This is a genomic window from Methylobacterium sp. J-001 (assembly GCF_022829565.1).
Classification (GTDB): domain Bacteria; phylum Pseudomonadota; class Alphaproteobacteria; order Rhizobiales; family Beijerinckiaceae; genus Methylobacterium.
The window spans coordinates 54,141-75,441 of record NZ_JAKSYN010000029.1; the positions used below are offsets into that span (position 1 = coordinate 54,141).

Genomic DNA, 21,301 nt, shown 5'->3' on the forward strand with positions numbered 1-21,301 from the left:
GACGGGCACGACCGGCCCGTTCGCCGACGCCCGGACCTGATGCCCGACATAGAAGGCCATCCCCTGCTCGATCCGGCCCGCGACGTCCGGCACGGCCTGCCGGAGTCGGTCCGCATCCATCTCGGAGCCCTGCTCGGCCTCACCTACGATCGGGTCGGCCTGACCCCGGGGGCTGCCTCGGATCGCTTTGCCGACCTGCTGGCGCGACTCGACGCTGCGCTCGCCAAGGATGAAGATCTGGACGCGGGCGAGCGGGAGGCCACGTTCCGGGCCGGCCTGCTGAAGGTGGTCCCGGCCCTGCACCGCTTCGCCGTTTCACTGACCCGCGATCCGGCTGCGGCCGACGATCTGGTGCAGGACACGCTGCTGCGCGGCTGGCGTGGGCGCGCCGGCTTTACCCCCGGCTCAAACCTGGAGGCGTGGCTGTTCACGATCCTGCGCAACGTGTTCTACAGCCAGCACCGCAAGCACGGCCGTGAGGTTGCCGACACCGACGGCAGCTATGCCGAGCGGTTGACCAGCGTGCCCGAGCAGGGCGGCCACCTCGACCTCCAGGACGTACGCGCCGCCCTCGAACGTCTCGCGCCGGTGATGCGGGAGGCCTTGGTCCTCGTGGCGATCGAGAACCTGAGCTACGAGGAAGCCGCCGCCGTCATGAACTGCCAAATCGGCACGGTGAAGAGCCGGGTCTGGCGCGCCCGGGAGCAGCTCGCCCGCATGCTCGGCTATACCGGAGCCGAGATCGGCAACGACGGGGTGATGCTGTCGGTGACGGGAACCACGGCCTGACGGGCCCTGAGGGTATCCACCGGTGAATACCCGTCTTCAGTGGATCCGCCTCTGTATTCACCCAAAAATTTGACTTAAGTGAAGGCGCCCGGGCTGATTCCCGGGCGACATAGGGCGGGTTGGGTCGATCCGTCGTCCCGGCTCAGCTCCCGTCGGTGTGACATCCCCCCGATCCACCGACGGGAGCCCCTTCGAGACATACGCGTCAGCGCGTCGCGTCGTCCGCCCGGTCCGCGTCGAGCTGGTGCAGCAGTTCCGCCAGCCTCGGATCCAGCGCCTCGTCGATCACTGGATCATAGAGCGCTTGCAGCTGGCGGCCGAGCCGCATCCGTGTCTGCGCGTCGAGGGCCGGGGCGCCGCTCGCGACCGGGAATACCCGCAGGGCCGCGGGGGCGGTCCGGGGCGCGGATCTCGGAGCGGCGCGCTGATGGTCGGGCTGTGGCATCCCGCCTACATCGGTCTGGAGGGGCGCGACGGCAACCACCCGGCGCCAGGAAGTCTCAGGCAGCCCCCAGTTCTATGCGTCGTCCTCGGGCGCGAACACTTCGCCCTTCTCGGCGAGGACTGTGTCGGCCTCGTCGCGGGCCAGCTCATCCGCGTCGGCGCGGCCCAGAGCCCGGGCCAGAGCGCGCTCCCAATCCGGCGGCAGGGGGCTGCCCTGCACAGCCAGGATCTCGGCAGTGCGCCCGCGGATCCGCCCCCAGGCCTGCGCGTCCAGGCCGGCTAAGGCGGCGCTTCCGAGGCCGAGTTCGACGGCGGCCTGCGCGGCGGCTTTCGTAGCTGTCGCGGCCCAGTCGAGCGGGGCAGGGGGTACGGTCATGGCGGCCTCGCGCGGTCTTCGATCGCCTCTGACATAGCGCATGCGCCGCGGAGGTCAGCGCAGCCCGTGGCGGGCGATCTCCTCCGGGACCAGCTCGGCCGCGTCCTGGCGGTCCAGGATGGCGTCGATGGCGATCGGGCGGTCGTCCCAGGCATCGACCCCGACATCGCAGGAGCGGCTGGTATCGGGCAGCCAGCCGTGGCTGTGGCCGTAGAGATGGCGGGTCTCCCGCCACAGGCCGGGCCAGGCCCGGTGCGCGTAATGCGACAGGAACAGACGGTGCTCCCGGCCCCGCGCGTCCGGGACCGAGATCCGGGCACTCTCCATGGGGGGCTCGGCCCAGGGCAGGTCGAGCACGCGGTTCGAATCGTGGTTGCCCCGGATCAGGCGCTTGATGCCGTTGAGCTGCGCGAACATCGCGGCGCAATGCTCGCGGCTCGCCCCCGCGGCGAAGTCGCCGAGATGCCAGACCATGTCCTCCGGACCGACCACAGCGTTCCAGGCGTCGACCAGGGCCGCGTCATGCGCCGCGATGCTGTCGTACCGCGCCCCGCGATGGCGGAGGATGTGCGGGTCGCCGAAATGCGTGTCCGCGATGAAGAAGATCGCCATGAGGCCGAATCCGCGAGTCCCGTCCAAACCCACCGTCGCATCCGGCGCCGCTCCGAGGTGGACCGGCGCGAGCGCCCGGCAAGGCTTGCGCGGCATCGTGGCCGCGGCTCACGGAACGGAGCATCGTCCCGGACGGTGGCTTCGGGGCTTTCGGGACGAAGCGGCGGCGCACCCTGGTCGAAGGCCTTGAGGCCGCACCCGATTGCCCGGCGCTCGGGCCCCTCCCTATCTTGGCCGCGATGCTCGACCCTGCCGCCTACGCGCACCTGCTCGACGCCGCCCGCGCTCATCCGCCTCTGGAAGCCGCAATCCGGCAGGCCGGCCCGCTCCGGATCGAGCCGCCGTTGCAGGCCTGCGTGGCCGACCGGCTGTTCGTCGAGGTCGTGAACCAACAGCTCTCCACCCGGGCCGCGGCGGCGATCTGGGCGCGGGTCGAGGCCGCCGCGGCGGCGGCGGGTTGGAGCCCACGCGGGCTATTCGAGGTCGGCGACCCAGCGTTGCTGCGGGCTTGCGGGATCTCTGGCAACAAGGTCCGTGCCCTTCAGGCGATCGTCGCCGCCGAGGCGGCGGGCCTGCTCGGCCCTGGGCTTGTCGGCCTGCCCCATTCCGAGCGCGCCGCGATCCTGTGCGGCATCCGCGGGGTCGGCCCCTGGACCGCCGACATGGTCGGCATCTTCCATTTCCACGATCCCGACATCTGGCCCGAGGGCGATGTCGCGGCGGTGAGCTGCCTGCGCCGGCTCACCGGCGGCACCGACACGCGCGCCCTCGCGGCCCCATTCGCGCCCTACCGCTCGATCCTCGCCCGCTACCTGTGGCGCATCAAGGACACCACCCCGGCCGAGCCGCCAAGCCTCCCCACCCGCCGCCTCCGGCGTCCCCGCTCTACGACGGAATCCGGGTGACGGACGTCCCCCGATCGGCTATCCGTTTCGCGGGCGCAGGGCCTGTAGCTCAATGGTTAGAGCCGACCGCTCATAACGGTCTGGTTGCAGGTTCGAGTCCTGCCGGGCCCACCACCCGTTTTGCCAAGGACCAGCGCACGACAGGGTTTCCGGCCCGGCCCGGCCCGCACCCCAGCTCTCGCGGCCTCGCACGGCCTCCCATGACCACAGGCCGGACGATCTGCGACCCTGAGACAGCGTCCGCTCACGCGGCGATCCGGGCACTCCGGCGTTCCCTCGAAGTCCGCACCGAAACCCGGTCGCGGACGACCGCACCTTTCCTGCCTCGGGCGCGGGGCGCGGCGTCGCCCTGCAAACCATGAGCACTGATCCGATGGGCTCCGACCTGACTGTCTACTACGATGGCGGCTGTCCCCTCTGCCGGGCCGAGATCGGCCATTATCAGCACTGCCGGGGGGCGGAGCGGATCGCCTTCGTCGATGTCGGGCGCGACGCGCCGCAGGTCGGTCTCGGGCCGGATCTCGATCGGGGCGACGCGCTGCGGCGCTTCCACGTGCGGGGCGCCGACGGTCGGCTGGTGTCGGGCGCGGCGGCGTTCGCGCGGCTGTGGCGGGTCCTGCCGAATTGGCGCTGGCTCAGCCGCCTCGTCGAGGTGCGCGTCTTCGGGCTGCCCCTCGTCCTGCCGCTGGCGGAGGCGGCCTATCGACTGTCGCTGCCCCTGCGGCCACGGCTGGCACGGCTGGTCGCCCGCCGGCACCGCTGAACCCGTGACTTCGCATTCCGCGGACGATGACTGCGGGAACGCGCAGCGGATCTCCGGGAGCCCGATTTCATGAGACCTCTCCGGCGCGCGATGCGGCCGAACCTGTGACCGACCGCGTAACAAACGCAGATGATGTCACGGGAAGCGGCCTTGCGCGGCCAAGACTGGATTGGCCATCGGGACCGGATCGTTGCCAGTGTGGCTCTCATCCGGCGCGCGCACTGATGGCGTCAGGGATGGCCAGGGGAAACGCGATGACGCACATGCTGAGCCGTCGGCACCTTCTCGGATGCGGCTGCAGTCTCGGCGCGGGGATGATCGCCGCGATGACGACGCCGCACCCGGCCCGGGCTGCCGCGCCGAGCACCAAGAAGACCGACATGACGCCGGATCAGGCGCTCCAGGCGCTCAAGGACGGCAACACAAACTATCTCACCGACTCGCCGGTGCGCTCCGCTCAGGGGCGTGAGCGCCGCATCGAAATCGCGCTCGGGCAGACGCCCTTCTGCGTGCTGGTGAGCTGCTCCGACAGCCGTGTCTCGCCGGAGATCCTGTTCGGTCGCGGCCTCGGCGAGCTGTTCATCGTGCGCAATGCCGGCAACACGGTCGACACGACGGCGCTGGGGTCGATCGAGTATGCCGTGGCGCAGCTCGGCGTGCCCTTGATCCTGGTGATGGGCCACAGTCGCTGCGGGGCCGTCGAGGCCGCCGTGAGCGTGGTCCGGAACAACACCACCTTCCCGGGAGCCATCGGCCAGATGATCGAGCCGATCGTGCCCGCGGTCCTGACGGTCCGGGACAAGCCGGGCGACCTCGTGGAGAACGCGGTCCGCGCCAACGTCGATCGCACGGTGATGCGCCTGCGCTCGGCCGCCGAGCCGCTTCTCACCGACCCTCAGAAGACCGGCAAGCTGCGCGTGGTCGGCGCCGCCTACAGCCTGGATACGGGCAACGTGGATTTCTTCAACGAAGGGTAGCGAGGTCGCTCGCCCGCTTCGCCGGCGAGCGACCTCCGTCCCGACATGCGCCGAGCCGCCCGCGGGCGCCCGTCCTTGACTCCGGGCTGCTGCGATCGGCCCCGGTTCGGTCGCGCCGAACATCCACCGAAGCGCTTCCGCCCAGCCGCGAAAGCTGGCATCCTAACGCTGTGATCCTCTGGTTGGCCCTTCGGCGGCTGCTTCCGCTCCTGGCGGTTCTGAGCCTTGCCCTGACACCGGTCGCCGCCCCGGCGGCGGTCGCCGGCATGCATGCGCCGATGGTCCAGGCGGATCAGGCTCCTGTGCTGCACGAGCATGGCCCCGCGATGGCTTTGATGGACGTGGCGGCGATTGACGCCATGCCCTGCTGCCCGCCCGAGGCTGCGACGCTGGCGGACCATCCTGCCGATGGCGCGAAGGGCTGCCTCAAGGGCTGCCCGCTGATGGCCCTATGCCTGGCTGGCCTCGCCTCCCTGCCGCCCTCCGGGATCGGCCTGCCGGTGCCGCTCGCCACCGGGACGGCCGCGTTCGCTCGCCGCGCCGAGGGCTTCGCCAGCCTCACCGAGACGCCGCCGCCCGAGCCGCCCCGAGCCTGACCCCGATGAAGCGGGCCGCCGAGCCCGCGTGAGGCCGCACGCCCGTGCGGCTGGCCATCGCGGTTCAGGAGATTTTTGTGATTTTTCACTCTGTTGCCCAATTCTGGGCGCGCGCCTGCGCGGCCTTGCTCGTCGGCGTCGCCCTGTCCGCACCGGCGCGGGCCGCCCCGGCGGATTACCGGTTCGAGCTCGTTACCCGGGAGGCCAAGGTCGGCGAGGCAGTCCTGACGGTCCGCCTGGTCGACACGCGCAGCGGCGAGCCCGTCACCGACGCGGTGATCTTCGCCAAGCGCATCGACATGGCCCCCGACAGCATGGACGAGATGACCTCGACCCTGGCGCAGCTCCCGTCCACGGAGCCCGGCCTCTACCGGTTCAAGACCCAGCTTACCATGGCGGGCGGCTGGCGGCTGTCGCTTGGGGCCAAGGTCCAGGGCGAGACCGGCACGGTGAGCGATAAGCTCGTCGTCCGGGCCGTACCGTGAGCCGCGCGGCCTGGCTGGCCGGGACCCTCGCCGCCCTGGCGGCGGGGGGCACCGGCTATGGGGCGGGGCGCGTGCGCGATGGCGCAACGCCCCTGTCCGTCGCCCGCGCCTGGGCGGGCTTCGCCTCACAGGCTCCGGCTGCCGCGCCGAAGCCTGCGGGGCCGGTGGTCTATTACCAGGACCCGGACGGCAAGCCGGTCTACTCCCTGTCACCGATGATGACCGAGGATGGGCGCCTGTTCCGGGCCGTCCAGGCCAGCGAGGACCTGCGCTTCGACCGGCCCGCCGCCGAGGACGGTTCGGGGCGGGCCGGGCCGGGGGCGGGCGGCGGCCCCGAGAAGCCCGGCCGGACGGTGCGCTACTACCGCAACCCGATGGGCCTGCCCGACACCTCGCCAGTGCCCAAGACGGACGCGATGGGGATGGACTACATCCCCGTCTATGACGGCGACGATCCGGACCCGACCACCGTCACGGTCTCGCCGGGCCGGATCCAGCGCACCGGCGTGCGCAGCGCCGTGGTCGAGCGACGGGTCGTGTCGCGGCCGGTCCGGGTACCCGGCACCGTGGCGCTGGACGAGCGCCGGGTCACCGTGGTGGCGACCCGGGCCGACGCCTATGTCGACCATGTCGAGGACGTCACCACCGGCGACCGGGTCCGGCAGGGGCAGCCCCTGGTCTCGGTCTACGCGCCGGAGATCAACGCCGCCGCCGCGCAGCTGATCGCCAATCCGGGCTTCGACGGCGCCCACCGGCGGATCCGGAACCTCAACGTCTCCGAGTCGGTGATCGCCGAGATGGAGCGCACCCGCACGGTGCCCCGGGCAATCACCTGGGCCTCGCCCCGCGACGGGCTGGTGCTCGAACGGCGGGCCATCGAGGGCATGAAGGCCGCAGCCGGCGACACCCTGTTCCGGATCGCCGACCTGTCGCAGGTCTGGGTGCTGGCCGACGTGCCCGAGCACGACCTCGCGGGCATCCGCGTCGGCCAGGCCGCCATCGTGCGGGTGCCCGGCCGGACCGTTTCGGGCCAGGTCGGCATGATCTACCCGCAGGTGAATCGGGAGACACGTTCGACCCGCATCCGGATCGCATTGCCGAACCCGGACGGGCTGCTTCTGCCCGACATGTACGCGGATGTGGAGATCGCCACGGGCGCCACCGAGCCGGTGGTGGCGGTGCCGGAGGCGGCGGTGCTGGAGACCGGATCGCGCCAGGCGGTGCTGATCGAGGCCGGGGAGGGCCGGTTCGCGCCCCGGGCGGTGGAGATCGGGCGGCGCGGCGACGGCTATGTCGAGATCCGCGCGGGCCTCCGGGTCGGCGAGCGGGTCGTCACCGCGGCGAATTTTCTGATCGACGCCGAGAGCAACCTGAAGGCCGCCCTGGCCAGCCTCGCCGCCCCGCCGGCTGCAGGGGAGGGAGGGCGATGATCGCCCGGCTGATCGCCTGGTCGGCGCGCAACCGTGTGCTCGTCCTGATCGGCACCGTCTTCGCGGTGGCGGGGGGCATCCAGGCCCTGCGCACCCTCCCGCTCGATGCCATCCCGGACCTCTCGGACGTGCAGACCATCGTCTACACCGAGTATCCGGGCCAGGCGCCGCAGGTGGTGGAGGATCAGGTCACCTACCCGCTGACCACCGCCATGCTGACGGTGCCGCGCTCCAAGGTGGTGCGCGGGATCTCGATGTTCGGAGTCTCGTTCGTCACGATCATCTTCGCGGACGGCACCGACCCGTACTGGGCGCGCTCGCGGGTGCTCGAATCCCTCAACGGCCCGGCCAGCCGCCTGCCCGCCGGGGTGACCCCGACGCTCGGGCCCGACGCTACCGGCATCGGCTGGGTCTACCAATACGTGATCCTGGCCCGGCAGCGGACGCTCGCCGAACTCCGGTCCCTGCAGGATTGGGTGGTCCGGTTCGCGGCCTCCCGCGGGGAGGGGGTGGCGGAGGTCGCCCCGGTGGGCGGCTTCGTGAAGCAGTACAGCGTGGTGGTCGATCCGAACCGCCTGCGGGCGCAGGGCATCGGCCTGAACCGCCTGCGCGACGCCATCCGGGCGAGCAACGCCGAGATCGGCGGCCGCACGATCGAGCTGTCCGAGTTCGAGGTGGTGGTGCGCGGCCGGGGCTATCTCAAGGGCACCCAGGATATCGGCGCCGTCGTGCTCAAGAGCGACAACGGCACACCGGTGCGGGTGCGCGACGTCGCCCGGGTGGAGATCGGACCCGACGAGCGGCGGGGGATCGCCGAGCTCGACGGCGAGGGCGAGGTCGCCGGCGGCATCGTGGTGCAGCGCTTCGGGGCGAATGCCCGCGCCGTCATCGCCAGCGTCAAGGATCGTTTGGCCGAGATCGCCAAGAGCCTGCCGGCCGGGACCGAGATCGTGCCGGTCTACGACCGGTCGCAGCTCATCGACGCCGCCATCGCGACGCTGACCCACACCCTGGTCGAGGAATGCGCCATCGTCGCGCTGGTCTGCGTGGTGTTCCTGCTGCACCTGCGCAGCGCGCTGGTGGCGATCCTGATGCTGCCGGTCGCGATCCTGATGGCGTTTTCGGCCATGCGCGCCCTGGGGCTGAGCGCCGACATCATGAGTCTGGGCGGCATCGCCATCGCGGTCGGGGCGATGATCGACGCCGCCATCGTGATGATCGAGAACGCCCACAAGCACCTGGAGCGCGCGCGCCCCGACCGCCCCCGGGCCGAGATCCTGGTCGAGGCCGCCGCCGAGGTCGGGCCGTCTCTGTTCCTGTCCCTGCTGGTGATCACGGTCTCGTTCCTGTCGATCTTCACCCTGGAGAGCCAGGAGGGCCGGCTGTTCGGGCCGCTCGCCTTCACCAAGACCTTCGCGATGGCCGCCGCCGCGCTCCTGTCGGTGACCCTGGTGCCGGCGCTGATGATCCTGTTCGTGCGCGGCCGGATCGTGCCGGAGCACCGCAACCCGGTGAACCGCCTCCTGGTCGGAGCCTACCGGCCGCTGATCGCCGCGGTGCTGCGGGCCCGGATCCTGACGCTCCTCCTGGCTCTCGGGGTGCTCGCCGCCACGCTCTGGCCGGCGCGCCAGCTCGGCTCGGAATTCATGCCCGAGCTCAACGAGGGCACGCTGCTCTACATGCCCACCACCCTGCCGGGCCTCTCCGTCACCAAGGCGGCGGAGCTGCTGGCGACCCAGGACCGGATCATCAAGACGTTTCCGGAGGTCGCCTCGGTCTACGGCAAGGCGGGCCGCGCCGGCACCGCGACCGATCCGGCACCGCTGGAGATGTTCGAGACGATCATTCGGCTCAAAGCCCCGGAGGCGTGGCGGCCTGGGGTGACGCTCGCGAGCCTGCGGGCCGAGATGGACGAGGCGTTGCAGTTTCCCGGCGTGTCCAACGCCTGGACCCAGCCGATCCGCGCCCGGATCGACATGCTCGCCACCGGCATCCGCACCCCCGTGGGGATCAAGCTGTTCGGCACCGATCTCTCGGCGATGGAAACGGTCGCCCGGGCGGTGGAGGCGGCGCTCCGCACGGTCCCGGGCACGACGAGCGCCTATGCCGAGCGGGTCGTGGGCGGCACGTTCCTCGACATCACCCCGGACCGGGAGGCGCTCGGCCGCTACGGGCTCAGCGTCGGCGACGTCCAGGACGTGGTCGCCACGGCGCTCGGCGCGGCCACCGTCACCACCACCGTGGAGGGACGCGAGCGCTACGGTGTCGCTGTCCGCTACCCGCGCGCCCTCCGCTCCGACCCGCAGGCCATCGCCAACGACGTCCAGGTGGCGCTGCCCGCTGGCGGGACCGTGCCGCTCGGGGCGGTCGCGTCGACCCAGCTCGCGCGCGGGCCGACATCGATCCGCACCGAGAACGGGCGGCTCGCCCTCTACCTCTACGTCGACATCGCCGGGCGCGACCTCGGCGGCTACGTCGGAGAGGCGCGGGACGTGGTGGCCCGCGCGGTGCCGCTGCCGGAGGGCATGACGCTGCAATGGAGCGGCCAGTTCGAGGCCCTGGAGCGGGCCGAGGCGCGGCTGCGGATCGTCGTGCCGGCGACCCTGATGGTGATCGTGCTGCTGCTCTACCTGGTGTTCCGCCGGGTGACCGAGACGTTGATCGTGCTGCTGTCGCTGCCCTTCGCGCTTGTCGGCGGCGTCTGGCTGATGTGGGCGATGGGCTTCCACCTGTCGGTTGCCGTGGCGGTGGGCTTCATCGCGCTCGCCGGCGTCGCGGCCGAGACCGGGATCCTGATGCTGGTCTATCTCGACCAGGCGCTCACCGAGCGGCGCGCGGCGGCCGCGCGGGAAGGGCGGCCCTTCACACGGGAGGACCTGCGCGCCGCCATCATGGTCGGGGCGGTGGAGCGGGTCCGCCCGAAGATGATGACCGTGGTGGCGATCATGGCCGGCCTGGTGCCGATCCTGTGGAGCACCGGCGCGGGCTCCGAGGTGATGCAGCGGATCGCCGTGCCGATGATCGGCGGCATGGCCTCCTCGACGCTGCTGACCCTGATCGTGATCCCGGCGGTCTACGGCCTGATCAAAGGCAGGGGGCTGCCGGCGGAGGCCGACCTGCCGGGCTCTGCCCCGGACGGGGCCGCGGCCCGCTCGGCCCTTCCGAACCAGGCGTAGAGGGCCGGCAGGACCACCAGGGTCAGCAGGGTCGCGCTGATCAGGCCGCCGATCACCACCGTGGCCAGCGGCCGCTGTACCTCCGCGCCCGTACCGGTGGCGAGCGCCATCGGGACGAAGCCCAGCGAGGCGACGAGTGCCGTCATGGCCACCGGCCGCAGCCGGGTCAGGGCCCCCTTCAGGATCGCCGCCCGCAGGGGCCGGCCCTGGGCGACCAGCTGCTTGATGAAGGTCAGCATCACCAGGCCGTTCAGCACCGCCACGCCCGAGAGCGCAATGAACCCGACGGCGGCCGGCACCGACAGCGGCATACCCCGCAGCCACAGCGCCGCGATCCCGCCTGTGAGTGCCAGGGGCACGGCGGAGAACACCAGCAGCGCGTCGCGGGCGCTGGCCAGCGCCGAGGTCAGCAGCAGGAAGATCAGGACGAAGCAGGCCGGCACCACAAGGGTCAGGCGCCGCCGGGCCGAGGCGAGGTTCTCGAACTGGCCGCCCCAGGTCACGGAGGAGCCGGCCGGCAGCGCGACCTGCTCGCCGACCTTCGTCTGCGCCTCCGCCACCAGCGAGCCGATATCCCGGCCACGGACATTGGCGGTGACGACGACGCGCCGCCGGCCGTTCTCCCGCGAGATCTGGTTCGGCCCCTCGGTCACCGAGAAGCTGGCGACCTGCCGCAGGAGCACGGAGGCGACCTTGCCGTTCGGCCCCGGGGGCAGGGGGACGGGCAGGTTCTCCAGGGCCTCGCGGTCCTCCCGGACGGCGTCGGTCAGGCGCACCACGATCGGGAAGCGCCGGTCGCCCTCGAACACGTAGCCGGCGTCCCGGCCGCCGATCGCGGCGCCGATCACCTCTTGGATCGCGCTCGTGCTCAGGCCCAGCCGCGCCGCCTCGGTCCGGTCGATCCCGATCTCGAAGAACGGCAGCCCGGCGATCTGCTCGACCTTGACGTCGTCGGCGCCGTCGATGCCGCGCAGGATCGCGGCGATCTGGTTGGCGGTCTTCAGCATCGGCTCGAAGGCGTCGCCGAACACCTTGACGGCGAGGTCACCCCGGGTCCCGGCCAGCAGCTCGTTGAAGCGCAGCTGGATCGGCTGGGAGAATTCGTAGACGTTGCCGGCGAGCGCCCCGACCGCCGCCTCGATCTGCTCCTGCAGGGCCGCCTTGGTGAGCGTGGGATCGGGCCACTCCGCCTGCGGCTTCAGGATCACGAAGGTGTCCGAGGCGCTCGGCGGCATCGGGTCGGAGGCGATCTCGGCGGTGCCGGTCTTCGAGAAGACCGTAGCCACCTGCGGGAAGGCCGCAACGACCTGCTCGACCTTGAGCTGCATCGCCTGCGACTGGGTCAGGGAGGTCGAGGGGATCCGGCTGGCGTTGAGCGCGATGCTCTTCTCGTCGAGGCGGGGGATGAACTCGGTGCCGAGCCGGGTGGACAGGAGCGCCGCCCCGGCGAGCAGCAGCAGGGCCGCCCCGAGGAACGGCGCCGGCGCCCGGATCGCCCCGGCGAGCAGCGGCCGGTAGGCGGCCTTCAGGCCCCGGATCAGCGGGTTGTCGGCCTCGGTGACCCGGCCGGTGATCACGATGGCGATCAGGGCCGGTACGAAGGTCAGCGACAGCAGGAACGCGCAGGCCATCGCAAGGATCACGGTCAGTGCCATCGGCTCGAACATCTTGCCCTCGACCCCCGTGAAGGTCAGGAGCGGCGCGTAGACCAGGATGATGATCGCCTGCCCGTAGAGGGACGGACGGATCATCTCCTCGGCCGAGGCCCGGACCGTCTCGAGGCGCTCCTCCAGGTCGAGCCGGCGCCCCAGCGCGTGCTGGCGCTCGGCGAGGTGGCGAAGGGCATTCTCGGTGATGATCACCGCCCCGTCGACGATCAGCCCGAAATCCAGGGCGCCAAGGCTCATCAGGTTGGCCGAGATTTTTGCCTCGACCATGCCGGTGACGGTCATCAGCATGGCGACCGGGATCACCAGGGCCGCGACCAGGGCGGCCCGGACGTTGCCGAGCAGCAGGAACAGGACCGCGATCACCAGGGCCGCGCCCTCGGCGAGGTTCCCTGCCACCGTGCGGATCGTGGCCTCGACCAGGATTGTCCGGTCCAGCACCGTCTGCACCACGATCCCGGGGGGCAGCGTGCGGCGGATCTGGACCATGCGCGCGTCGACCGCGGCGGCAACGGTGCGGCTGTTCTCGCCGATCCGCATCAGCGCAGTGCCGATCACGGCCTCCCGGCCGTCCTTGCTGCCCGAGCCGGTGCGCAATTCACGCCCGAACCGCAGGGCGGCGACGTCCCGGACCCGCACCGGCACGCCGCCGCGGGTGGCGACCACCACGTCGGCGATCGCCTCCAGGCTCTCCAGGCGGCCGGCGGCGCGCACGACGTAGCCCTCGCCGTTATCCTCGAGGTAGCGGGCGCCCTGGTTGGCGTTGTTGGCCTCGAGCGCCCGGACGACGTCCGCGAAGGACAGGTCGAGGGCGGTCAGCTTCGTCGGGTCCGGCTGGACGTGGTACTGCTTCTCGTAGCCGCCGATGCCGTCGACGCCGGCCACCCCCGGCACGGTCCGGATCTGGGGCCGGATGATCCAGTCCTGGACCGTGCGCAGATAGGCGTTCTGCTCCAGCGCGGTGGCGAGGCGCTGGCTCTCCGGGGTCAGGTAGCTGCCGTCCGGCTGCCAGCCCGGCCGGCCCGCGGCCGCCACATCCCGTTCGCCGGGCTTCGCGTAATGGACCGACCAAATGTAGATCTCGCCCAAGCCGGTCGAGATCGGGCCCATATGCGGCTCGGCCCCGGGCGGCAGGTCCCCCTTCACCTGGGACAGTCGCTCGGCGACCTGCTGGCGGGCGAAGTAGATGTCGAGCCCCTCGTCGAAGACCGCGGTGACCTGCGAGAAGCCGTTGCGCGAGAGCGAGCGGGTGTGGTCGAGGCCCTTGATGCCGGCGAGCGCGGTCTCGACCGGGTAGGTCACCTGGCGCTCGATATCCACCGGCGACAAAGCCGGGGCGAGGGTGTTGATCTGGACTTGGTTGTTGGTGATGTCCGGGACCGCGTCGATCGGCAGCCGGGTCAGCGCCGTGGCGCCGAAGCCCGCCGCCAGCAGCACGAGGAGCAGGACCAGCCAGCGCTGGCGGATCGAAACGTCGAGGATGCGGCTGAGCATGTCCGGCCCCTCAATCGTCGTGGCCGGCTTCGGCCTTGCCGAGCTCGGCCTTCAGCAGGAAGGTATTGCCCACCGCGATGGCCTCGCCGGGCGCGAGCCCGGCGGTGACCGCGTAGGATTCATCGTCGGCGCGCCCGAGCTCGACCGCGCGCATCGCGAAGCCATCGGGATTGCGCACGAAGACCACCCGCGTGCCCGCCACGGTTTGGAGGGCCGCCTTGGGTACCCGGACCGGCACATCCTCCCGGGCGATCTCGAGTTCGGCAGTCACGAAGGTACCGGGCCGCCAAGCCAAGTCGGCATTGGGCAGGGCGACCACGACCCGGGCCGAGCGCGTCTCCGGGTTGAGGAACGGGCTCACGAAGATCACCCGCCCCTCCGCGCGGCGATCGCCCCCCTCCCGGCTCGGGGTGACGGTGACCCGCGCCCCCTCCTGCACCTGGGCGAGGTCGAGGGTCGGCACCGACAGCTCGATCCAGACCGTAGAGAGGTCGGCCACGAGATAGACATCGGCCGGGTCGCCCTCCTTGCCCACCGCCGAGCCGACATCGACCCGGCGCTCGACCACGCGGCCGGCGAGCGGCGCCCGAAGCTCGTAGCGGCGCAGGGTCGAGAGCGTCGGGGTCGCCTCGTCGCGCTTCTGCGCGGCCGCGACCGCGGCGGCGTCGAGCCCCAGCGCCGACAGCTTCTGCCGGGCGAGGTCGGCGCGCAGCTGAGCCTCCAGGAACGCCGCGCGGGCGCTCTGGAACGCCGATTCCGAGGCCGACCGCGAGGCCAGCAGCTTCTGCTGGCGCTCGAAGTTGATTGTCTGGAGTTCGACCTGGACCAGGGCGGTGAGGTACTCGCTCTTGGCGTCGGCGACCTCGCGGCTGTCGAGCACGGCGACGACCTCGTTCGTCCGCACGGAATCGCCCAGCCGCTTGCGCATCTCCGCGACGGTCCCGACCACCCGGGCGGGAACCCGGGCGATCCGGTCGGTATCGGGGGTGATCGTGCCGGGGACGAGGAGGTGGCGCGCCAGGGTCCCGCCCATCACCGGCGCGACCGTGATGTCCTGGGACGCCACCTGCTCCGGGCTCATCCGGATCACGCCGGCCTCGGCCTGCTCCGCGTGCCCGTGACCGTCAGGGCCATGATCGCCGGGTCCTTCGGACGACGCGGCCCGCGGCGGGTCGTGATCGTGCCTGGTCGGTGCGGGGCCGGGTTTGCCGGCGGGCCCGGCCAGGCCAATCGCCGCGACGCTGTCCCGGACGAAGCCGGACAGGGTGGGAACCGTCGCGCCGACGACGATGCCGGCGGCCAGGAGGAGGGCGGAGACGAGAATGCGCATGGGGCCTGCCCAGCCGGGACCGCAGACAGCCGCACGGCGGCTCCGATGGCTCCCGTTCAGAGGACGCGTGAGGGCGAGCCGGGCGCCTGCAAGGCCGCCCGGACAGGACGCGCGCCGACGAGCGGCGGCGTCAGCTCAGGCGCGGGGAGGCCGGGGCAGTCGGTCGGGGATGATGGAGGGCAGGGCGCGGGCGATGCGGTCCGTGACGGGCCGGCCTGGCACCGCCGGCGGGGCAACAAGTCCGGTCTCCAGGGGCGCGACCTGATGGCAACCGCAATGGCGATGTGCGGTCACGCCGGGATCGACGGCGCCGCCGGCATCCGCGATGGACGGCCCCACGCTCCGGCCGTGCTCGCCGCCCGCGTGGAACGCCAGGTCCGATGCGAGGCTGACGCCCGATCCGGCCAGCGACAGCGCCAGGACGAGCGCGAGCATGCGGGCGGCGATCGCCCACCAGCCGCGCACCGAGCGCCCATGCCGAACCCGAGATTCCATCGCGGCTCTTATGGGCGATCCGGCCCCGGACGCACAAGGGCCGCCCTCAACAGGGCCGCCCTCGACCGGGGGTTGGGGGCTCGACGGAGGGCGACAGGTCTTGGATCGGCCCCAGGCTCGAAGAAAGCGCGGGCCCAGCAAGGCACGTGCGTCTTCCTCCTCCCGCTGCGGGCTAGCGGATACACACGTGTTCGAACACGGCGCAGGCCCCCTCGCCCGCACGGGCTATGATGTTCACGCATCGTCTTCGGTGTGGCACGACGCGCTCTCCTCCCCCTTGTGGGGAGGGGAAACGCGTTGCGTTTCAGAAGCCTGTCAAAGAACGAAGCCGATCTGTGAAGCTGCTAGCCCGCACGGGAGAGGGGGCACGTTGCGGCCTTCACAGGCGATTGTCCCTCTCCGAAACGAGCGGCAAAGCCCCGCCATCGCCCGCGGGCTACCCAAGCTGATACACCGCCGCCAGTTCCGGATCCTTCGCGGCGACCAGCTTGGCCAGGTCCACGATGACCTTGGCCTGCTTCCAGGTGGCGTCGTCCTGCATCTTGCCGTCGAGCATCACGGCGCCGGTGCCGTCGGGCATCGCCGCGACGATGCGGGCCGCGAAGGCCACCTCGGCGGGGTCGGGGGCGAAGACACGCTTGGCGATCGCCACCTGGCTCGGATGCAGCGTCCAGGCGCCCGCGCAGCCCATCAGGAAGGCGTTGCGGAACTGCGCCTCGCAGGCATCGCCGTCGGAAAAGTCGCCGAACGGGCCGTAGAACGCCTTGAGGCCGTTGGCCATGCAGGCATCGACCATCTTGGCGATGGTGTAGTGCCAGAGGTCCTGCTGGGCGGTGGCCCGGGGGGCGTCGCCCGCGGGATCGCTGAGCACCCGGTAATCCGGGTGGCCGCCGCCGACCCGGGTGGTCTTCATGCCGCGCGACGCCGCGAGATCCGCCGGGCCGAGGCTCATGCCGTGCATCCGCGGCGAGGCCGACGCGATGGCGTCGACATTGGCCACGCCCTCGGCGGTCTCCAGGATCGCGTGGATCAGGATCGGCTTGGTCACCCCGTGGCGCGCCTCGAGCTGGGCGAGCAGCTGATCGACGTAGTGGATGTCCCACGGTCCCTCGACCTTGGGCACCATCACGACGTCGAGCTTGTCCCCGACCTCGGCGACGATGGTGAACAGGTCGTCCAAGATCCAGGGCGAGTTGAGGGCGTTGATCCGGGTCCAGAGGCCGGTGCCGGTGGCGGCGAAATCGGTCGCCTGCGCTAGGGCGACGAAGCCCTTGCGGGCCGCCTCCTTCTGGTCCGCGGGGACCGCATCCTCCAGGTTACCCAGCACCACGTCGACGGTGCCGGCGAGCTCGGGCACCCGGGCGCGGACCTTGTCGTTGTGGGGCGGGACGAAGTGGATCATCCGCTCCAGCCGCACCGGCAGCTCGCGGAACGGGGCCGGTGCGCCGGTGGCCAGCGGCTGGAAGAAGCGGCGGGGCAGTTTCATGATGGGCCTCTTGTACGGGGCTTGGCGTCTGGCCCCGTTAAGGCAGGCTTGGGCGGGCGCGTAAAGCCGTGCCGCGCCGAACGCCCCTCCGACTTTGGGCGCAGATCAGCCCCGCCGGCCCGGCCGGTCGACCATGCCGACCCGGCCGCCAAAGAAGTCGCCCCGGCTGCCGGCCACCACCACGAGGCGCCGGACCTCGCCCCGCAGGAACGCCTGCAGGAAGCGGTTGTAGTCGCGGAACGAGACGCAGCCGTTCGAGGCGCCGGGCTGGCGCAGCATGTAGGTGTGGGCGAGCAGGCCGTCGCGGCCGTGGATGGCGCCGCTGCCGCCCACCGGGTTGAGGCGGATCGCCCGCACGCCGTGGAACAGGCGCTCGCGCTCGGTCAGGTCGTAGGTGGCGGGGGGCGTCGAGCCGCGCATGCGCAGATGGACGTAGCGCGGATCGTCCATGGCCTCGCCGAGACCGGAATGGGCCTCCAGCACCTCGCCGGAGGGCAGGGTCACGGTCCGGGCGCTGATGTCGTAGACGGCGGTGCCGGCGACCGATTCCGGGGCGGCGCTGATCCGGGTGCGCGGGGCCTCCTGGGGCAGGGCGTCCGGGCTGGCATAGGCCAGCGCCTGGCGCGGCTCGGAACGGGGCGCGGCGGCGCCGACGCCGAACAGCTTCTCGAGGAAGGACGGCTCCTCCGCCATGGCGGCGCGGAACACGTCGCGGGTGCGGGGCAGGGCGCGGGTGGCGACCCGAGGGGCCGGAGCCACGGCCGGGCGCCGCAGCTCGGACGGCCGGGCGACCGGGAGCGGAACGACGCTCGGCGCGAGGGCCGCGGGCGTCGGCTCTACGGCGGCGATCCGGACCGGCGCGGCTGTCTTGGCGGGCATGGCAGCGGCCTGAACGACAGGAGCCTGCGCGATCGGTGCTCGTACAACGGGGGCCTGCACGACGGGAGCCAGGGCCGGCTCGACCGACGCCATCCTGGCCTGGACCACCTTGCGGGCGACCCGCTGGGCGATCTCTCGGACCGCCGGCGACGGCTCGGCCACTGCGACCTGGAAGGACGCGGCCGGGGGCGGCGCCCCGAAGGCCGTGGCGGCGCCCGAGCCCAAAGCCGGGCTCGGATCGAGCATCCAGGCGATGCTCGGCCGCGGCGCGGGCCGGGCTTCGGGGACGGGCTGCACCTCGGCCACCGGAGCGGGCTCGCTCCCGAAAGTCGGCAGGGTGATCGGCAGGCCGTGCGGCAGGGTCAGCACGGTCCAGCCGGCCATGGACAGGGTGGCCAGCGAGATCAGCGCCGTCAGCCGGGCGCGACGGCGGGCGCGCCGCATGGCGCTCGGGTAGGGGGCCCGGGTCGGGGGCGCGTCGGGCGTCTCGTAGGCGAGGCGCGGGTACGGCGCCGGGGCAAAGGCCTGGGCAAGCGCCGGGATCGGGGCCGCGTCGCGGTACGCGGGTCGGGAATACGCAACCTGGGCCATGCGGGAACTCGCGTACGCGCTTCCCCACTTGGCAGCCGCCGCCGTTCGCCCGCGGAGGCTTTTTCCGCGCACGTGGCCTGGGTTGCCCGTCTGGGGAGGACATCAACCGTCCAGCCCATTAGGCATCGCCATGGTTAATCTTGGCTAAAGACCCGGATGCCTCGCGCGGGCCGACATGGAACACCCGTCGAAGCGGCGCGGAACACCAGAGTATCGGTCCGAACATCGGTCGCCGCCCTCCCGAAGACTGACGCCCGCGGAAAGCGGCCTGCCGCCCGTCAGGCCGCCGGCGCCTCCATGGGCCCGTGACGGCGCGCCACGAGGAGACACAGCAGGGCCACCGGCACGCCGATCAGGGCGGTGCCGACGAAGAACCACGCGAACCCGGTCTGCTCGATGACGAAGCCCGAGAACCCGGCGAGCACGCTCCCCGGCAGGGCGCAGAGCGAGGTCAGCAGGGCGTATTGGCTGGCCGCGTGCTCGGTGGCCGCGAGCCGGGACATGTAGGTGATGAGCACGATCGACGCGAAGGCGTAGGCGAAGCCGTCGATCCCGACCGTGACCGCGAAGGTCCAGAACGCCGCCCCACCATGGCCGCCGTGCCAGGCGAGGTAGGCGAGCGCGAGATGCGACGCTGAGGCCACCACGGTGCCGATCAGGAGGCTCGCCATCATGCCGATCCGCGGGATGATGGCGCTCGCCAGGAAGGTGCCGCCCAGCGCGATCCAGAAGCCGAACAGCTTGGTCACCGTGGCGATGTCGGTGTTGGTGTAGCCCAGCGTCTTGAACAGCGGGATCGCCATGGCGTTCGAGACGTAGCCGGGCATCCGGAAGCCCGCCACCAGCGCCAGGACCGGCACCGCCAGGGGCCCGAGGCGGGCGAGCAGGTCGCGGATCGGCGCCCAGACCGTCCCGACGAAACCGCCCTCCTGCGGCGGCGCGGGGGGCGGCTCCGGGGCCAGCAGCGCCGCGATCGTGCCGGGGGCGAGCAGCACGGCCATGCACAGGTAGGCGACGCGCCAGCCGTAGGCATCGGACAGGTAGAGGGCGCCTGCCCCGGCCGCGAGGTTGCCGATCCGGAAGCCGATCTCGGCCCAGGACGACATCAGTGCCTGGCGCTCGGGCGGCGCGACGGTGATGCGCCAGCCGTCGATCACCACGTCCTGGGTCGCGCCCGCCACCCCGAGCGCCAGCGAGAAGGCCACCGTCCAGGCGAGCCAGTTCGCCGGGTCGCCGAAGGCCACCCCGGCCAGCGCCAGCGCCACCAGGATCTGCGAGGCCACGATCCAGCCGCGCCGCCGCCCGAGCCAGCGCCCGAACAGGGGCGCATCGTAGCGGTCGAGGAACGGCGCCCAGAGGAACTTGAGCTTGTACGCGATGGTCAGCTCACTCATCAGCCCGATCGTCGCCAGCGGCACCTTGGCCTGGACGAGCCAGGCGGATTGCGTCGCGTAGACGAGCAGGAACGGGATGCCCTGGGCGAAGCCGAGCCCGAGCACCGCGGCGACGCGCCGGTCGGTGAACAGGGGCGTGAGGAAGGCGCCTGTGGCGGCCTTCACCGGCTCGGGCGCGCCGGTGGCCTGCGCCGGGTTTGCCATCTATGCGTCTCCTGAGCCTCGGGAAGAGAGAGCAGAGATGGGCCGGGTGTGCAACGACCGCGCGACCGTCCCCCGGGTCGCGGCTGGAGGGTTCACCGCCAGGAGGAGCCGGGTGGGCAGGAGAGGTCCTGCCGGACCGGGGACCGACCGCCAGGCCCAACGCACCCGCGGGCCGACCGTGTCGCAGACAGTAGACTTTCGATCTTCTTCGCTTACGCTACAGATACACCAAGCAAATTCCGAGATGATTCGCGCCGCTCAGCTCCGCTTACATCTCATCAAGACTGACGACACATGGGCTATTAACTTGCCATCAAGGTCATCGAATGCGTCCTTCCGGTCATATGCGTCGGGCTGACCGGATATCTCTGGGTCATTTCTGGTCGGAAGCTGGACGGCGCGATCCTGACGCCCATCGCCACGGACATCGCCACACCCTGCCTGATCGTATCGACACTCCTGAAGACGCAGCTTGAGCCGGAGATCTTCGTCTCGACGGCTGCCGCCTCGGTCGTCGCGCTGGCTCTCTTCGCGCTGCTCGGTGCGCCGCTGATCATGGCCCTCGGCCTGCGGGTGACGACGTTTTTGCCCGCGATCGCCTTCCCCAACGCGGGCAATCTCGGACTGCCGATCGCCCTCTACGCCTTCGGGCCGCCGGGCTTGGCGCACGCCGTGATCTTCTTCGCCCTTTCTTCGATCGCGAACTACACGATCGGCCAAGCGATCATCTCGGGACGCTCGAACTGGCGGGCGATCCTGCGGATGCCGTTGATCTATGCGGTCATCGTCGGCGCCGCGGCGGCCTATTGTCGAGTCCCCGTCCCGAAGGCTCTTGTCGACACCCTGACCCTCGTCGGCGGCATGGCCGTCCCGCTGATGCTGCTCCTGCTCGGCGCGTCGTTGGCGAAGCTGTCGGTTTCGGCGATCAACCACGCCCTGGCGGCATCCGCACTGCGCATCGGATTGGGTTTGGTGATCGGACTGCTCGTTGCGTTCGTGTTCGGGATGCGGGGGATCCAGAGACCAGCCTTCATCCTGCAGTGCTCGATGCCGTCGGCCGTCTACACGTTCCTCTTTGCCCAGAGATGGAACAATCAGCCCGAAGAGGTTGCCGGTGTCGTCTTCGTCTCGACGATCCTATCGATCGCTTCGACACCGATCATCTTGATGGGCCTGCTGAATCAGGCTTGAAGCGGGAGGATCCAGCC

18 protein-coding genes and 1 tRNA gene are annotated in these 21,301 nt (G+C 71.4%); 10 read left to right on the forward strand and 9 right to left on the reverse strand.

Annotated features, from left to right (window positions below; genetic code table 11):
• Positions 1–39 precede the first annotated feature (39 nt).
• Positions 40–789: a sigma-70 family RNA polymerase sigma factor gene (locus MKK65_RS02770; RefSeq protein WP_243955127.1), complete on the forward strand. Its 750-nt coding sequence runs from the start codon at positions 40–42 to the stop codon at positions 787–789.
• Positions 790–994: 205 nt separating this feature from the next.
• Here the strand turns inward: MKK65_RS02770 and MKK65_RS02775 are convergent, their stop codons facing one another.
• The 3 genes from MKK65_RS02775 to MKK65_RS02785 form a co-directional block, all read right to left on the reverse strand.
• Positions 995–1,234, reverse strand: a complete 240-nt coding sequence (locus tag MKK65_RS02775; protein WP_058191019.1) for a hypothetical protein — start codon at positions 1,232–1,234, stop codon at positions 995–997.
• Between the two features lie 72 nt (positions 1,235–1,306).
• Positions 1,307–1,609 carry a hypothetical protein gene (locus MKK65_RS02780; RefSeq protein ID WP_243955128.1) on the reverse strand — a complete coding sequence of 101 codons (303 nt, stop codon included), beginning with the start codon at positions 1,607–1,609 and terminating at the stop codon, positions 1,307–1,309.
• A 54-nt stretch (positions 1,610–1,663) separates the two neighbouring features.
• A complete protein-coding gene (locus MKK65_RS02785; protein WP_058191050.1) occupies positions 1,664–2,221 on the reverse strand; it encodes a metallophosphoesterase in 558 nt (185 codons plus the stop codon).
• Between the two features lie 239 nt (positions 2,222–2,460).
• On the opposite strand from MKK65_RS02785, the gene MKK65_RS02790 reads away from it, so the two are divergent.
• The 8 genes from MKK65_RS02790 to MKK65_RS02825 all read left to right on the forward strand — a co-directional run bounded on the left by MKK65_RS02790 (position 2,461) and on the right by MKK65_RS02825 (position 10,553).
• Positions 2,461–3,126, forward strand: a complete 666-nt coding sequence (locus MKK65_RS02790) for a DNA-3-methyladenine glycosylase family protein (protein ID WP_243955129.1) — start codon at positions 2,461–2,463, stop codon at positions 3,124–3,126.
• 38 nt (positions 3,127–3,164) lie between these two features.
• Positions 3,165–3,240, forward strand: a tRNA-Ile gene (locus MKK65_RS02795).
• 244 nt (positions 3,241–3,484) lie between these two features.
• A complete protein-coding gene (locus tag MKK65_RS02800; protein WP_058191021.1) occupies positions 3,485–3,889 on the forward strand; it encodes a thiol-disulfide oxidoreductase DCC family protein in 405 nt (134 codons plus the stop codon).
• A gap of 254 nt (positions 3,890–4,143) precedes the next feature.
• Positions 4,144–4,866, forward strand: coding sequence for a carbonic anhydrase (locus MKK65_RS02805; protein WP_409565354.1), 723 nt, complete (start codon positions 4,144–4,146; stop codon positions 4,864–4,866).
• Positions 4,867–5,048: 182 nt separating this feature from the next.
• Positions 5,049–5,462, forward strand: coding sequence for a hypothetical protein (locus MKK65_RS02810; protein WP_279596478.1), 414 nt, complete (start codon positions 5,049–5,051; stop codon positions 5,460–5,462).
• Positions 5,463–5,539: 77 nt separating this feature from the next.
• A complete protein-coding gene (locus MKK65_RS02815; RefSeq protein WP_243955135.1) occupies positions 5,540–5,947 on the forward strand; it encodes a FixH family protein in 408 nt (135 codons plus the stop codon).
• Positions 5,944–7,377, forward strand: a complete 1,434-nt coding sequence (locus tag MKK65_RS02820; RefSeq protein ID WP_243955137.1) for an efflux RND transporter periplasmic adaptor subunit — start codon at positions 5,944–5,946, stop codon at positions 7,375–7,377. Before MKK65_RS02815 ends, MKK65_RS02820 begins: the two co-directional genes overlap by 4 nt.
• A complete protein-coding gene (locus tag MKK65_RS02825) occupies positions 7,374–10,553 on the forward strand; it encodes an efflux RND transporter permease subunit (protein WP_243955139.1) in 3,180 nt (1,059 codons plus the stop codon). The genes MKK65_RS02820 and MKK65_RS02825 overlap by 4 nt, the downstream gene beginning before the upstream one ends.
• Here MKK65_RS02825 and MKK65_RS02830 read toward each other — a convergent pair.
• The 6 genes from MKK65_RS02830 to MKK65_RS02855 all read right to left on the reverse strand — a co-directional run bounded on the left by MKK65_RS02830 (position 10,451) and on the right by MKK65_RS02855 (position 20,093).
• The gene (locus tag MKK65_RS02830) at positions 10,451–13,714 is read right to left on the reverse strand and encodes an efflux RND transporter permease subunit (protein WP_243955141.1); all 3,264 of its coding nucleotides are present in this window, start codon (positions 13,712–13,714) and stop codon (positions 10,451–10,453) included. The genes MKK65_RS02825 and MKK65_RS02830 overlap by 103 nt on opposite strands.
• 10 nt (positions 13,715–13,724) lie before the next feature.
• On the reverse strand, positions 13,725–15,044 hold the full coding sequence (locus tag MKK65_RS02835; RefSeq protein ID WP_243955143.1) for an efflux RND transporter periplasmic adaptor subunit: 1,320 nt from the start codon (positions 15,042–15,044) through the stop codon (positions 13,725–13,727).
• Between the two features lie 135 nt (positions 15,045–15,179).
• On the reverse strand, positions 15,180–15,539 hold the full coding sequence (locus MKK65_RS02840) for a hypothetical protein (protein ID WP_243955145.1): 360 nt from the start codon (positions 15,537–15,539) through the stop codon (positions 15,180–15,182).
• A gap of 436 nt (positions 15,540–15,975) precedes the next feature.
• Positions 15,976–17,025, reverse strand: coding sequence for an HpcH/HpaI aldolase/citrate lyase family protein (locus MKK65_RS02845; protein WP_058191030.1), 1,050 nt, complete (start codon positions 17,023–17,025; stop codon positions 15,976–15,978).
• A gap of 105 nt (positions 17,026–17,130) precedes the next feature.
• Positions 17,131–18,495, reverse strand: a complete 1,365-nt coding sequence (locus tag MKK65_RS02850) for a tlde1 domain-containing protein (protein WP_243955147.1) — start codon at positions 18,493–18,495, stop codon at positions 17,131–17,133.
• A gap of 278 nt (positions 18,496–18,773) precedes the next feature.
• Complete coding sequence (locus MKK65_RS02855) at positions 18,774–20,093, reverse strand: AmpG family muropeptide MFS transporter (RefSeq protein ID WP_243955149.1); 1,320 nt, start codon at positions 20,091–20,093, stop codon at positions 18,774–18,776.
• 321 nt (positions 20,094–20,414) lie between these two features.
• Between MKK65_RS02855 and MKK65_RS02860 the strand changes: the two genes are divergently transcribed.
• Positions 20,415–21,284: an AEC family transporter gene (locus MKK65_RS02860; RefSeq protein ID WP_313902017.1), complete on the forward strand. Its 870-nt coding sequence runs from the start codon at positions 20,415–20,417 to the stop codon at positions 21,282–21,284.
• Positions 21,285–21,301: the final 17 nt, after the last annotated feature.